The organism is Streptomyces sp. TAA040, assembly GCF_000424845.1.
In genome coordinates this window covers 16,990-30,776 of record NZ_AUKR01000011.1, presented here as the reverse complement: position 1 = coordinate 30,776, position 13,787 = coordinate 16,990, and the positions used below count along the sequence as shown (strand labels likewise).

Sequence of the window (13,787 nt, the reverse complement as noted above, 5' to 3'; positions counted from 1 at the left end):
AAACACCGTGTTCGAAGAACTCAAAGCCATCCTGTCGGCCAAGCTCAAGGTGGCGCCCGAGGCGATCGTCCCCGAGGCCAGCCACGAGGAGATCGAACTCGACTCGCTGGCCGTGGTCGAGCTGTCCCTGCTGCTGGAGACGGAGGTCGGTGTCCGGATCAGTGACGACGAACTGCTGGAAGCGGGAAGCGTCGGAGGCATCGTGCTCCTCATGGAGGAGCGGAGCGCGAAGATCTGATGGCGGGCCCCGAAACCGTCGTCACCGGTGTCGGGCTGGTGACGCCCGGTGGTGTCGGCACCCGGGCGAGCTGGGCGGCGGTCTGCGGTGGACACGCGGCCGCCGCGCTGGACCCGGAGCTGGAGGGCGGACTGGTCCGGCTCTCGTGCAGGGTTCCCGGCTTCGACGCGGACGCCCTGCTCGGCGCGCGCCGAGCGCTGCGTCTGGATCCGTTCGTCCGGTTCGCCCTGGTGGCCGCGCGGGAGGCCCTTGCCGACGCCGGACTCGATCCGGCCTCCTGGGACGGTGCCCGGGTCGGGGTGGTGCTCGGTTGTGCGGACGGCGGCCCCGGAACAGTCGAGCAGCAGTTCGAGACCCTGCTGTCCCGCGGCCCGCAACGTGTCTCTCCGCTGCTTCTCCCCATGCAGCTGCCGAACATGCTCGCCGGGCAGACGGCCATCGAGTTCGGAGCCACCGGCCCGAACCTCGTCGTGGCCACGGCCTGTGCCTCCGGCGCCACGGCGATCGGAACCGCACGCGACCTGCTGGCCCTCGATCGCTGCGACGTGGTGCTGGCAGGCGGCAGCGAGGCCATGATCACACCGCTGGTGATGGCGGGCTTCGCCCGGATGGGAGCCCTCTCGCAGCGGGAGGACGACCCCGGCACGGCCTCGCGTCCCTTCGACGCGGACCGGGACGGGTTCGTCGCGGGGGAGGGTGCGGGCGTGCTGGTCCTGGAACGGCCGGCGGACGCGTCCGCTCGGGGCGCGCGGGTCCGCGGCCGCGTAGTGGGGTACGGGGCCTCGGCGGACGCCCACCACATGACCTCGCCGCACCCCGAGGGCAGGGGCGTCGAGGCCGCGGTCCGCGCTGCCCTCAGGGACGCGGGCGCTGCTCCCGGCGACGTGGACCACGTGAACGCCCACGGCACCAGTACGCCCCTGAACGACCTCGCTGAGGCGACGATGCTGGCGCGGACGTTCCCGGAGGGCCCGGTGGTCACGTCGACGAAAGGGGTGACCGGCCATCTGCTGGGGGCTGCCGGAGCGGTCGAGGCGGCACTGACCGTTCTGGCCCTGGAGGAGGGCACGCTGCCGCCCACTGCCGGGTTGCAGAAGCTCGACCCGCGCATCTCGCTGGAGGTCCCCACGCGTCCTGTCCACCGGTCCACCGGCCTCGCGCTGAGCAACTCCTGCGGTTTCGGTGGCCAGAACGCGGTGCTGGCGATCGCCTCGCCCTGAGCGGGCGCAGCCCGGACTGGCACGGTGCGGTGGAACCGCGAACGGTCGCCGTCAGGTGCGCCGGGTGGCCGGTCGAGGAGGAAGGGCCCCTCCGCAACCGGCCGCCCGGGGCGTCGTCCGGTGCCCCGGGCGCTCCCGGCCGCCGCGCCTTCCGCGAGTCCCCCGACGGGGGCGCCGTCCTGATCCCCCGGAGGACGCCGGAACCTCAGGCGGAGTCGAGGAGGGAGAGCGTGCGGTCGACGGCCGTCAGCCCCGTGTCGTGCGAGAGGATCGCGCGTTCGACGCGACGAAGGGCCGGCGAGGGCTGGACGCCCAGTTCCTCGGACAGCCGGTGCCACATGCGCCGATAGGTGTCCAGTGCCTCCGCCTGTCGTCCGGAGCGGTAGAGCGCCACCATCAGTTGCTGGCAGAACCGTTCGCGGAGCGGGTTGCTGGAGTGCGCCTCGTTCAACTCGGCCAGCACCGAGCCGTGCCGGTCGGTGCTGAGCTGCGCGTCGAAGAGCAGTTCCATGGCGCGCAGCCGGTACTCCTCGTACCGGGCGGCGGCGGTCCGGCAGATGGGACCTCCGGTGAGGTTGCCGAGTGCGTCACCGCGCCAGAGGAGCAGCCCCTCGCGCAGCCTGTGGCCCGCAGCCATCGGGTCCTCCCAGATCAGCGTCTCCGCTTCCCGTACATAACGGACGAACCTCGTCGCGTCCAGTTCCTCCGGGCCGACAACCAGCCGGTAACCCGAGGGCGACAGGACGAGGCGCGTCTCCGGGCACTCGGGCTCCAGGCTCTGCAACCGCCTGCGCAGCCGGCTGATATGGGCTTGCAGGGCGTTCATCTGCCGAGCCGGGCCGCATTCGCCCCACATCTCGTCGGCCAGTACTCCGCCGGACACGGTATTTCCCTCGCTCACGAGAAGTGTCTGCACCAATACGCGTTGCAGATCACCTGGAATCTCGACCTCGCCCTCGCCGGTGCACATGCGCAGCGCGCCGAGTATAGAGAATTTCAACACACGTTTCTCCCCCGTTGTTCACGGCCTGAACCATAAGTGAACTTGCATGGTGGAACAATGTGGTTGTACGGGCGAACGCGGCTGTACCGGGCAGTAGCAGATCGTTCGTCGATGACGGTGTAGCGTCTTTCGCGAACAGGCCCGCCGCGTGGCCGCAGTCGAGGGTCCTGCCGCCCACTTCGGCAGGATCGTCGCACTGCACTTGCAGTGATCGATCGTGCCATAAAGAGATCGGTCTGCGGTAGGACCTGAGCAATTGAGGCGCGTGTTCCGGCCATGTTCCCGAGCGAACTGTTCCGGACGGCGGCATCCCGTGTGCCTGGAATCCGAGGTGCTGGGCGATGTTCGGCACATGGCCCTGTAGAGGTCTCGGCGCTTTCGCGGCATAGACGGCGGCGCCGGCGACGTCGCCGTGGCGCGCGTGCGACGGCGGATCTTCCTGTGACCGAAAACGGTCGCTTCCCGAGCCATGAGGACGTTCGGACGTTCCCGCCGACGCCCCCCCCGGAGAGGAACGAGCCGGTTCGACGCCGACCGCGCTAAGGGGGGCCTTCCTTGGCGGGCAGGAGCCGAGGGCCGACACGAGGCCGCTCCTGCGGTGTGGGCGTCCCTGGGCGCGTGGGAGGACCGGTAGTGGACCAGGTGCCGGTGCCTCAAAAGGGCCGGAGCCGGCAGCTTCCGGGCGGCGCGGGGCGCGGGTCCGCGGAGCGGCCGATGGCGGCTTCGGAGCACTGCGGGGCTCGTGGCGCGGTGGCGCCCTCGGGTCTCATCGGGCTCCGGAAAGCGGAAAAGGGTCTTTCACTTGCGTTTTCCGTGGACCAATCGTTTACCCGGGCGTCCGGCGGGAACTACTGATCGGGTGCCATGTGTCGGAGATCGGCCAGCACGTGGTTCGCTCGCGCGGCCCGAACACTGCGGTGGTGCGCAACGCGTCCGGCAGTGACGTATCGACAAGCCGGCACTGCCGCCGCCTCTCCGGTGCGCGTGGCGAGTGCAACGCGGCGGAGGCGGTACTTCCCATCGGGCGGAGAGGGCAGGATTCGAACCTGCGTGGGCTTCGAAAAGCCCGACCCGGGTATGCACTCAGGTCCCCGATAAGCCGCTCCGGGCACCTCTCCCTGTGTGCGGATCCGCTGTGCGTCTCCGCTCATGAGTAGGACTCTGACAGGTCCTTCTGACACTGTGCTGACGCGCCTCTGACGTCCATTCGGCGGCTCCTTTCCCTCTTCCGTCCTCCGGTATTCGGGTGCTCTAATTCCCGAAAATCCAGTTTCCTTGCAGGGAGGCGACCATGCCCGTCGCACTGTCCGACGTCCCGGTTCTCCGGGCCGTCATGACGCATACGCACACCGAGAACCCGAGCGCGTTCCTGGCACTCAACAGCGGCAACGAGACCTTCACCGCCCCCGGGCTCGACGGCGCGATCATCTACCGGAGGACCGGAAGGTTCGCGGTCCAGTTCGGGGGCCCCTTCGCGGAGCGGGGCGACTACGAGGCGCTGCTGGAGCGCTTCGTCGCCTTCGTCCGGGAGCAGGGGTTGAGCCTGGTCAGTGTGCAGGTGCAGCGCGCCGACGCGGAGATCTACGCCCGCCACGGCTTCACGGTGAACCAGATCGGCGCCTCCTGGGCGGTCCGGCTGCCGGAGTTCTCGCTCCGCGGTACCCGCTTCATGCAGCTCCGGAACAAGATCTCCCGCGCCCACCGGAACGGACTGGTGGTCAGGGAGGCGACGGCGGACGAATGCGAGGAGGCCCTGACCGTCATCGACTCCGCCTGGCTGGGCTCCAAGGCCGGAGCCCACCAGCTGGAGTTCCTGGTGGGGCAGATCGGGGGTGCCGCGCAGCCGCTCAGGAGGTTGTTCGTGGGCAGCATCGAAGGGGCGCCGGTCGGCTACATCTCCTACTCGCCGGTCTACGGAAGCCGCGCCGGCTGGATGCACGACCTGAGCCGGCGGACACCCGGCGGGACACCGGGGCTGATGGAGGCGATCAACGCACACGCCATCGGGAGGTTCCGCGACGAGGAGACGGAGTGGCTGCACTTCGGCTTCACGCCGTTCACCGGACTCGACCCGGACCATGAGCTGCCCGGTCACAGCTCGGCGCTGCGGTGGCTCATGCACTTCCTCTGGGAGCACGGAGCCGACCTCTACCCCGCCCAGTCCCAGCTTGCCTACAAGCACAAGTGGGCTCCGGACGTGGTGATACCCGAGTACGTGGCGTTCGACGGCGAGGCCTCCCTGCCGGGCTTCGCCCACATCTTCCGTGCCTGCGGCGCCTTCTGACGCCTCACAGGCACCCGCATCCGACGCATGACCCCGCGCGGACGACGCGCGGGTCCGCCCGAGAGCAGAACGGGAGACCTGCCCCATGAGCGAGAAGCCGACCAGCACCGACGACCTGCAGCAAGCAATGGTGGCGTCGCTGATGAGCGTGATCGTCGCTCCGGACGACCCGGTGGTCGCACGCGACGCGGACGCCGTGACCCGGGAGGTGGAGCAGCGCATGCGCGAGGAGTCCCGTCCTGCCTGACACCGCTCGCGGACACCCGTGGAGGGCGCGCACGAAGACACGCCGGGAACGGCCTTCCCGGCGGGGACGGGTCGGGGCCCGTGTGTCGCCGCGGGCACGTCCTGCCGCAGGGCGGACCAGCCCCGCGCGGTCGTCAGGCAGGCATCAGTGGCGCATCAGCGGCGCCCAGCAGACTGGGCCCACCTCCGGCCCGCCCGCATCGGGCGTCGCACCGCGGACGTCACGCACCGGGCGGAACGACGCCGGTCGCCGCGCGGTGGAGCCGGCCCCCGGGTGCCGGAGCCCCCGTCCTCGTCAGCGTTCACCGTCCGACGACCTGGCGGCTGCGATGCCGCAGGCCGGCGGACGCACACCGCCAAGGAGAGCGTCACATGTCATCTCCGAATGTTCCGCCGGGCCCTCCCGGCGCCGTGCCGTCGCCGGGAGGGAGCAGGGCCTCCGGGCATCAGGGTGCCGGAGCCTCCGCGACCTTCTCCGAGCTCCACAAGCGCGTCAAGGCCGAGGGTCTGCTGGACCTCGTGCCGGGCTACTACATCGGCCGCCTCACACTGAATGCGAGCTTCCTCGTGGCCGGCCTGGTCGCCTTCTTCCTCGTCGGGGACAGCTGGTGGCAGCTTCTGGTGGCGCTCTGGATGGGCCTGTGCGGCGGGCAGAGCGCCTTCATGTGGCACGACGCCGGGCACAAGGCCATGTTCCGGAGCAAGCGTGCCGCCTCGGCCATGGGCTACCTGCACGCCAACTTCATCAACGGGGTGAGCTACGGCTGGTGGGTCAACCACCACAACCGGCATCACAGCAATCCCAACCACCTGGACATGGACCCGGACATCGGCCGGCGCACCGCGATCTTCGATCTGAAGCAGTACGCCAGCCGTACCGGGATCAAGCGATTCATCGTCCGCTACCAGAGCGTGCTGTTCTTCGTGCTGCTCGTTCTGGAGTCCCTGAAGATGCACAAGACCGCCGTGAAGTCGATCGCCGCAGGCCAGACCAAGCGGCCGGTCCTGGAGTCCGCCCTGCTTCTCCTCCGTGTGGTGCTCTACCTCACGGCTGTCTTCACCGTCCTGTCGCCCGGCCTCGCCATCGCCTTCGTACTGGTCCAGCAGGCCTCGCTGGGGGTCTACTTCGGGATGATCTTCGCCCCCAACCACAAGGGGATGTCCGTACGCGACGGTGAGGAGGAGAATCTCGACTGGCTCGAGCGCCAGGTGCTCACCTCACGGAACATCCGCCCCTCGCTCGTCATCGACTTCGTCTACGGCGGTCTGAACTACCAGGTGGAGCACCACCTCTTCCCGGCGATGCCGCAGAAGAACCTGCCCCGTGCCCGGGAGCTGACCCGGGCATACTGCGCCGAACGCGGTGTGCCGTACCACGAGGTGGGCTTCTGGGCCTCCTACCGTGAGGTGGCCACCTACCTGCACCGGGTCAGCGCGCCGGTACGGCGGGGAGCGAGGAAGCGCGGAGCTCCGAGCGCGGTGTGAGAGAGCAGGGCCTCTCCCCGGGAAGCACGGAGGCAGGTGCCCCACCGCGCGGTGGGGCACCTGCCTCCGTGAGCGGCCCGGCGCCGGTGACGACCTCCGCATCCGGTACCCCGCGGCGTCGCGCTGCCCGACCCGGTCGCGACCGGGGCCGATGCCCGCGCCGACTCCGGGCTCAGCAGCCGCCGGCGGGAGCCTGCGCGGCGGACGGGCTGTCGGTGGTGTCGGCCGACGGGGTGCCGCAGCAGCCCCCGCCGTCCTCGGGGGCCACGGCGTCCGGCTCGTCGAACAGGCCCGCCCCTCCACACACTCCGGTCTCCGGGAGCGTCAACTCCACGCTTTCGGCGGCCTCGTGGTCGCCGGCGAGGGCGGCGGCGACGGAGCGGACCTGCTCGTAGCCGGTCATGGCGAGGAAGGTCGGCGCGCGTCCGTAGCTCTTCATCCCGACCAGGTGCACGTCCTGTTCCGGGTGCGACAACTCGCGGACCCCGTGCGGGTAGACGGTGCCGCAGGAGTGGACGTGGGGGTCGATGAGCGGAGCCAGCGCGACGGGTGCCTGGAGCCGCTCGTCGAGGGCGAGGCGCAGCTCGTCCAGGAAGGTGAGGTCGGGGCGGAACCCGGTCAGGACGACGACCTCGTCGACCGGGTCCAGCCGTCGCCCGTCCTCGGCGACCAGCACCAGCCGGTCGCCGGACCGTTCCACCGCCGTGGTGCGGAACCCGGTGACGGCCTCGGCGTGCCCGGCCTCCACCGCGGCCCTGGCGGCCTGCCCCAGCGCGCCGCGTGCGGGGAGCTGGTCGTCCTCGCCGCCGCCGAAGGTGGAGTCGCCGATTCCGCGCCGGAGCACCCAGGTGGCACGGGTGCCGGGGGCGTCGTCGGCGAGGCGTGCCAGGGCGGCCAGCGCCGTGAAGGCGGACGCGCCGGAGCCGACCACGGCGGTACGGCGTCCCTCGTGACGGGCCCGGACGGCCGGGTTGCCGAGGTCGGGCACCCGGTAGGAGACGCGGTCGGCCGCGGCGCGTTCGCCGAGGGCCGGCAAGCCGTCGCCGCCGAGAGGCGCCGGGGCGGACCAGGTGCCGGAGGCGTCGATCAGGGCGCGGGCGAGCAGCCGCTCCTCGGTGCCGTCGGGGTGCAGCACGTGGACGGTGAGGGGCTGCCGCTCCCGGTCGGCGTCCACGACGCGGTCCCGGTCGAGCCGGGAGACGCCGGTGACGCGGGCGCCGTAGCGGACCCGTTCACCGAGGGCGTCGGCCAGCGGCTGGAGGTAGTGGGTGGCCCACGCGGCGCCGGTCGGGTACGCCGTGCCCTCGGGGGCCGTCCAGCCGCTGGGGGCCAGCAGCTTCTCGGCCGCCGGGTCGACGACCTCCGCCCACGGGGAGAACAGCCGGACGTGCCCCCATTCGCGGACGGTGCTGCCGGCCTGTTCACCGGCTTCCAGGACGAGCGGTTCGATGCCGCGTCCCAAGAGGTGGGCGGCGGCGGCCAGCCCCACGGGACCGGCTCCGATCACCGCGACGGGCAGTTCGGCAGCGGACATGACGGCCTCCTGCTTCGATGGGTGTCAATGTGCGGGCACGGGTCAGCATGGCACCGGCATTGACGGGCGTCAACATAGACAGATGTCGAATCTGTGGGTTCACGGAAGGGGTGGAAATGTGGAGAGGGGTGGGGGCTGGTCGAAGAGATCGACACATGTCAAAATAGAGACATGACACGTGCCGAGGCGCTGCCCACGACGGTCGGTGAGCCGGTGGCCGCGTGCTGCCCGCCACTGACGGAGCGCGCGCTGTCCCCGGCGGAGGCCGAGCGGACGGCGGCGATGTTCAAGGCGCTGGGTGACCCGGTGCGGTTGCGGCTGTTCTCGCTGGTGGCCTCGCACGAGGGCGGTGAGGCCTGTGTCTGCGACATCTCGGACGTCGGCGTCTCCCAGCCGACCGTCTCCCACCATCTCAAGAAGCTCCGGGAGGCCGGCCTGCTCGCCTCCGAGCGGCGCGGGACCTGGGTCTACTACCGGGTGGAACCGTCCGTACTCGCCGCCATGGGGCGACTGCTCACCGTCTGAGCCGCGGGGCTGTGGAGGCCGGCTCGTCCGGCGTCCGACGGGTGCGGAGGGTGCGGCGACGGTTGCCGGGGCGTGATTCAGGCGGCCAGTACGGGCGGAGTCCGGTCGCCCTTCAGCAGCAACTCGAACCAGACCGTCTTGCCGCCCGGCCCCCACGGCCCGTCGTCGAGTGCGCAGCTTCCCCAGTGGTCCGCGAGGACGTTCAGCAGCAGGAGCCCTCTGCCGCCGATCGCGTCGTGCGGGGGTGCGGGGTCCGTGAGGACGAAGGCGTCGGGCCCGCTGCGGGCGGGAAGCGCCGGTTCGGTGTCCCACACGCTCACGTGCAGGGCCGGCTGTGTCCAGCCGAGGCGTACGGACCCCGGTCCGGCCGTGTGCCGGACGGTGTTGGTCGTCAGCTCGGAGGCCGGCAGCTCCGCGCGCTCGACGAGTTCGCCGAGTCCGTGCGAGGCCAGGACGGCGCGAAGGGCGACGCGGGCCAGTCGGGGGCCGCGAGGGTCGCGGGGGAAGTGGACCTCGTAGTGCCAGGGCCCGGCGAACGGCAGGGCGGCCAACGGGGGCCGACCGTGCGGTTGCTCCGCGGGCGGGGCGAGGGGGAGGAAGGCTCCTGGGCCATACGGCACCTCCGGTGCGGCGTGTTCGACGAACGGGACGTGTGCCAACGGTTGTTGCCGGGCGGTGTCATTACCGCTCCGGGCTGCGTCATCGGCAGCGGTTCCGGAGCGGCGCGCTTCCTCCCGGAGCGCAGCAAGCGGCACGAGAAGCAAGCTAGGGCATTCTGGCTCACATGTGAGTACTGAAACACGAACGAGTGAGTTATCGCTCGACTCGCTCGACCAGTCGGTCAGGCCGCTGCCAGACTGGTTCTTTACGGGAGAGGTTCAATGGTTCAACGGAGCGCCCCCACTGGCCGTCAGCGTCGGCTGGCCACTGAGATGCGCCGTATGCGCGAGCAGGCCGACGTGTCCATTCAGGAGGCGGCGGACATGTTGGGCTCGGATCGCACGATGATCTCCAACGTCGAGGCCGGCCGGACGGGAGTCAGCGCCGCCCGTGTGCGCAAGTTGGCCTGCCTGTACCGCTGCCCCGACACGTCACTCGTCGAAGCCCTCGCCGTCATGGCGAGCGGTCGGAAGACGCAGTACTGGTGGGACGACTTCAGGGGGAAGTTGCCCGACGGGTTCGTGGACATCTCGGAGTTGGAGCACTTCGCCACGCGAATCCGCACGGCGCAGACCGTCCATCTGCCGGGCCTGTTCCAGACGGAGGAGCACGCACGCGCTCTGTTCGATCTGGTCGTGCCGCCTCTTCCGCGGTTGGAGGTGGAACTCCGGGTGGCGCACCGTCTCGGTCGCCAGCGGGTGATCGAGGGAGAGAGCCCGGTCCCTTACGTCGGCATCATTCACGAGGCCGCGCTGCGGATGCAGTTCGGAGGCCGGGACGTTGCCCGTCGGCAGCTTCGCCACCTGGCGGCCTCTGCCGACCGGGAGAACGTCACGTTGTTCGTGATCCCGTTCAGTGCGGGTAGTTTCCCCGGGGCCGGGCAGTCGATCCTGTATGCGGAGGGGCCGGTGCCCCGGCTCGACACCGTCCAGTTGGACACGGCCTATTCCGCGGAGTTCGCGGAAGCGCCCACGCCGTTGACCAACTACCGCTCTCTGCTGGCCATCATGGAGCGAGCGGCACTGCCGGCGGCCGAGTCGCAGGAACTCATCCACACGATCGCACGTGACCTGTGAGGGAACATGAATACTTCGGCAACGCGGTGGACACGCTCCAGCTTCTGCGGCGGAGGCGGCAACAACTGCTTGGAGGTCGCGGGGACTTCCGAGGGGGTGGCGGTGCGGGAGAGCGAGAGGCCTGCCGAGCTGCTGGCGACCGCTCCCGCGGTGTTCGGCGCGCTGCTGGCCGGAGTCAGGTCCGGCCGTCTGGAGCGCCTGAACCGCTGACCCGGGACCGGGGCGCGCAGCGACTGCCCGGCTGTCAGAGGCGCTTGGGCTCGGCGCCCGGGGACACGTCGGCGGGGTTGTCCTCGGAGACGTACTCCTCGTCCTCGGTGAGTCCGGCCAGGAACTCTTCGCGGATCTCCCCGGAGGACATCGCCAGGAGTTCCGGCAGTTCGCTGTTCCAGTTCTGCGCGGCCTCGTCCAGGGACGAGCGGAAGCCCGGTTCCAGCCGTGAGCCCGCGAACATCGCCGCCACGGCCGCCAGGGGACGCGCCCAGCCTCGGCCGCGTGCGCTGACGGCGACGGACACCCGCCAGCGGCCGTCCTCGGCCGGACGGACACCCACCCGCAGATCACCCTTCGCCAGCGGGTGGCGCAGGCTCGCGGTCAGGGGGGCGCGGCCCTTCGGGTCGAGCGTCCACCAGCGGTCCAGGTCGAGGCTGCCGCTCGCCTTCCCCCGCCGGTAGCGCTCCCAGGAGCCCGTCCCCCGGAAGGTGCCCGAGGCCTTCAGCGTGCGCGGCCGGTCCGGGCCGGTGAACCGCACGTCCCCGGAAATGTCCGCTCCGGGGTCGGAGCCGGAGCAGCGCAGCCGGACGGTGTCGCCGCGGTTCCACTCCAGCACCTCCACCTCCACCTCCCCCTCGCCGGGCCCTGGGTGCGGTGGCTCGCCGGGGGCGGCCGGGTGCTGGGGCGCCTCCGGGGGGACGAGCAGGTAGCGGGCGCCGGGCGCCAGGTGCGGCCCGGCGAGGTGCTCCACGTCGTGCACGGGCTCGCCCTCGGCGTACAGCAGTCCTTCCTGCGGGACGAGGTCCTCCAGGGCGTCGAAGACCGTCCGGACGGCCGACTCGAACCAGTCGCGGGGGACGGGTTCGAGGGTGATCTCGTGTCGCAGCTTCAGCATGGTCGTCGACTCTGCCAGCACGCCCGCTCCGGGGGTAGGGGCTGCGTCACTCCGCCTGCCGGGCACCGGACATCAGCCGTCCGGACACCGGCCGTCCGGACGGCGATCGACCGCGGGGTCAGACCCCGTCCTCTCCGCTGTCCGGCAGGGCGGCGCCCTTGCGGGCCGGGCATCCGGGGGCGGGGTCGGTGAGTTGCAGGGTGACGGCGAGGCCGGTCTCGAAGGGTGCCTTGCGACCCGCCTCGGGGCTCTGGAAGCAGACCAGCCAGTCCCCGGCCTCCTCCGGCACCTCGACGTCGCGGTACGCCGCCTCGACGGAGACCCGGTCGAAGCCCAGCTCGGAGAGTTCGGCCTCGGCCTTCGTGAAGGTCGTCGAAGTGACGTCCGGGAAGGTCGGCCACTCCAGGTGCGGCGCGGGCTCGGCCGGGCAACTGGACGCGGACGGGACGACGCCGAGCTGCATGCTCGGGGTGTCCGAGCCGACGGCCGGGGGCTTCTCGTCCTGGAAGCACACCATCCAGTCGCTCATCAGCCAGGAGTCCGCCTCGTCGCTGCCCGAGATGTTGAACTGGGTGGGCGCGTAGCCGTCCTCCTCCGCCGCGCCGCGGGCGGAGTCGAGGGTCTGGTCGAGGTAGTCCGGGGCCGCTCCCGGAGGCGGTTCGACCGCCGCCGACGTCGCGGGGGTCTGGCCGGTGCTGGTGTCCGTGCCGCAGGAGACAAGGAGCGGACCGAGCGCGGTCATCCATATCGCGCAGAAGGCGCCGGTGAGGACAGGGTGTCGCCGCTCGCGTCTGGTGGGCGGCAGACCGTGCGTCAGGTGCATGTGGTACTCCCGGCTGCGTGGACGTACCGGGCGGCAGCGGGGACTGCCACCCGGTGGGAGAGCTGGTGCATGGCCATCCGGGGCGCCGCGTCGGCGCCTTGCGGTCCGGGTCCGCCGGTGGGCGAATCCCGGGAGCGGGCGTCGGCTTCCGGCCGCCCCGAGGCGGCCTGAACCGGAAGCTGCGGCACCGGTCCGGTGGCGCAGGGCACACACACTGCCGCAGTCTGCTCTGCTACTGGCAAGTTATGACGGGCTGTGTTCTTCCTGTGACCATAGTGGCCTCAAGAGTGGGTGCGCGAGGGAGCGGAACGCCTTCGCCTGCCGGGTTGTTCGACATTCCGGCGCCCGAAAGATCGTGATCACCCGCCTCTGTGTGGCTTTGCGCAGCGGGAGGCGCGAAACAGGAGCGGGACGCCCGATGCGGCTCGCGGGCCCGGGTCAGAGGACGTGGGCCTCCAGCGCGTCCAGTTGCTGCCGCCACCGGCGGACCCGTGCCGTCCGGTCCGGGCCGGGTGGGAGGCGCCGCAGTTCGGCCCGCACGTCCCGGCGCCGCAGCAGGGCGAGCCCGGCGTCGCTCTCGCCCGGGTGGGTCTCCTCGCGCGGCAGCCGCGCGACGCCGCGCATCCGGGAGCGCACCCGGCCGCGCAGCGCCAGCCAGAGGGCGCCCGCGAGGGAGAAGTTCGCCAGTGCCTTCGTCGTCGGCCCCCACGGGCCGGGGAGCAGCGGCGAGTCGAAGAGGGCGTGCATGGCCACGGCGAGCAGCGGCAGTCCGACCGCCGCGGGCAGCCGCAGCCGCGAGCCCGGCCGGGTGATCCAGTACGCCGCACCGGCCCCGGCCACGGCGGTCATCGCCCAGTGGGTGCCGATGCCGGTGACCACCACCCGGCTCACGGTCGACTGCACGACGGCGCCGGGACCGTCCGTGGCGGCGCTTCCGACCACGGTGTTCATCGCGTAGATCCAGTTCTCGGTGACCTGGAAGCCCAGGCCGCACAGGGCGCCGAGCACGAAGCCGTCCACCGGCCCGCGGAAGAGGCCCGGTACCGCCAGTGACAGCAGGACGAGGCCGCACAGCTTGAGCAGTTCCTCGTTCACCGGCGCGGTCAGCATGGGGCCCCAGCGGTTGGTGAACTCGATCCCGGCGGCCCCGGCCCACAGCGCCGACAGCCCGCCGTTAGCCATGATCGCGCAGCCGGTCGCGGCCGTCGAGCCCCACGCCAGGCAGACCAGGCTGCGACCCCGAAGCGGCGGCCGCACGGGGCGCAGTCGACGGAGCGCCCACCAGCCGAACCCGCCACAGAGCCCGGCGATCACCGCGGCCAGTACCGCCTCTGCGGTGAACACCAGGACTGCGGCACGGAAGTTGTCCACGAGGACGGCCGCGCCGAACAGGACGCAGAGGGTCACCGCGCACCACACCGGGGAGCGCGGCGCTCCCGCCTTCGGCGCGGGCGCCGCCCCCTCCGCGGGCCCGGCGCTCGCTGCGGGCCCGGCAGCCCCCGCAGGCCCGGTGGCGTTCTCCGCAGGCCGGACGATGCTCTCCGCGGGGCCGGGGCCGGGGCCGGGGCTGTCGGCTCGGCGCCGG

The 13,787-nt window shown here is 71.4% G+C and carries 14 protein-coding genes and 1 tRNA gene; 8 read left to right on the top strand and 7 right to left on the bottom strand.

Going from position 1 to position 13,787, the window contains the following annotated elements; genetic code table 11:
* Positions 1-7: 7 nt before the first annotated feature.
* Positions 8-238 carry a phosphopantetheine-binding protein gene (locus H300_RS0111280; protein WP_028427514.1) on the top strand — a complete coding sequence of 77 codons (231 nt, stop codon included), beginning with the start codon at positions 8-10 and terminating at the stop codon, positions 236-238.
* Positions 238-1,458 carry a beta-ketoacyl-[acyl-carrier-protein] synthase family protein gene (locus tag H300_RS0111275; RefSeq protein ID WP_028427513.1) on the top strand — a complete coding sequence of 407 codons (1,221 nt, stop codon included), beginning with the start codon at positions 238-240 and terminating at the stop codon, positions 1,456-1,458. The genes H300_RS0111280 and H300_RS0111275 overlap by 1 nt, the downstream gene beginning before the upstream one ends.
* Positions 1,459-1,663: 205 nt before the next feature.
* Here the strand turns inward: H300_RS0111275 and H300_RS0111270 are convergent, their stop codons facing one another.
* Both H300_RS0111270 and H300_RS31475 read right to left on the bottom strand, forming a co-directional pair.
* A complete protein-coding gene (locus H300_RS0111270) occupies positions 1,664-2,461 on the bottom strand; it encodes an AfsR/SARP family transcriptional regulator (RefSeq protein ID WP_028427512.1) in 798 nt (265 codons plus the stop codon).
* Positions 2,462-3,486: 1,025 nt separating this feature from the next.
* Positions 3,487-3,579 (bottom strand) — tRNA-OTHER (locus H300_RS31475).
* A gap of 173 nt (positions 3,580-3,752) precedes the next feature.
* On the opposite strand from H300_RS31475, the gene H300_RS0111265 reads away from it, so the two are divergent.
* The 3 genes from H300_RS0111265 (at position 3,753) to H300_RS26315 (ending at position 6,476) form a co-directional block, all read left to right on the top strand.
* Positions 3,753-4,745, top strand: a complete 993-nt coding sequence (locus H300_RS0111265; protein WP_028427511.1) for a DUF2156 domain-containing protein — start codon at positions 3,753-3,755, stop codon at positions 4,743-4,745.
* 85 nt (positions 4,746-4,830) lie between these two features.
* Complete coding sequence (locus tag H300_RS31835) at positions 4,831-4,992, top strand: hypothetical protein (RefSeq protein WP_199779173.1); 162 nt, start codon at positions 4,831-4,833, stop codon at positions 4,990-4,992.
* Positions 4,993-5,363: 371 nt separating this feature from the next.
* Complete coding sequence (locus H300_RS26315; RefSeq protein ID WP_051269948.1) at positions 5,364-6,476, top strand: acyl-CoA desaturase; 1,113 nt, start codon at positions 5,364-5,366, stop codon at positions 6,474-6,476.
* A 172-nt stretch (positions 6,477-6,648) separates the two neighbouring features.
* Here the strand turns inward: H300_RS26315 and H300_RS0111250 are convergent, their stop codons facing one another.
* The gene (locus H300_RS0111250) at positions 6,649-8,010 is read right to left on the bottom strand and encodes an FAD-dependent oxidoreductase (protein WP_028427510.1); all 1,362 of its coding nucleotides are present in this window, start codon (positions 8,008-8,010) and stop codon (positions 6,649-6,651) included.
* A gap of 171 nt (positions 8,011-8,181) precedes the next feature.
* On the opposite strand from H300_RS0111250, the gene H300_RS0111245 reads away from it, so the two are divergent.
* Positions 8,182-8,535, top strand: coding sequence for a metalloregulator ArsR/SmtB family transcription factor (locus H300_RS0111245; protein WP_028427509.1), 354 nt, complete (start codon positions 8,182-8,184; stop codon positions 8,533-8,535).
* Positions 8,536-8,612: 77 nt separating this feature from the next.
* On the opposite strand, the gene H300_RS0111240 is transcribed toward H300_RS0111245, so the two are convergent.
* Positions 8,613-9,086 carry an ATP-binding protein gene (locus H300_RS0111240; protein WP_028427508.1) on the bottom strand — a complete coding sequence of 158 codons (474 nt, stop codon included), beginning with the start codon at positions 9,084-9,086 and terminating at the stop codon, positions 8,613-8,615.
* A 330-nt stretch (positions 9,087-9,416) separates the two neighbouring features.
* Between H300_RS0111240 and H300_RS0111235 the strand changes: the two genes are divergently transcribed.
* Together H300_RS0111235 and H300_RS0111230 are read left to right on the top strand one after the other, a co-directional pair.
* Positions 9,417-10,271, top strand: coding sequence for a Scr1 family TA system antitoxin-like transcriptional regulator (locus H300_RS0111235; RefSeq protein WP_037980001.1), 855 nt, complete (start codon positions 9,417-9,419; stop codon positions 10,269-10,271).
* Between the two features lie 6 nt (positions 10,272-10,277).
* Positions 10,278-10,481 (top strand): DUF397 domain-containing protein, encoded by a 204-nt coding sequence (locus H300_RS0111230; RefSeq protein WP_028427506.1) that lies wholly within the window; start codon positions 10,278-10,280, stop codon positions 10,479-10,481.
* A 34-nt stretch (positions 10,482-10,515) separates the two neighbouring features.
* On the opposite strand, the gene H300_RS29245 is transcribed toward H300_RS0111230, so the two are convergent.
* From H300_RS29245 to H300_RS31470, 3 genes are all read right to left on the bottom strand, one after another.
* Entirely contained in the window at positions 10,516-11,379 is an 864-nt protein-coding gene (locus H300_RS29245; RefSeq protein WP_158678352.1) for a hypothetical protein, read from the bottom strand.
* Between the two features lie 118 nt (positions 11,380-11,497).
* Complete coding sequence (locus H300_RS0111220; protein ID WP_028427504.1) at positions 11,498-12,202, bottom strand: PASTA domain-containing protein; 705 nt, start codon at positions 12,200-12,202, stop codon at positions 11,498-11,500.
* Positions 12,203-12,640: 438 nt separating this feature from the next.
* Positions 12,641-13,609, bottom strand: coding sequence for a PrsW family intramembrane metalloprotease (locus tag H300_RS31470; protein ID WP_158678351.1), 969 nt, complete (start codon positions 13,607-13,609; stop codon positions 12,641-12,643).
* Positions 13,610-13,787: the final 178 nt, after the last annotated feature.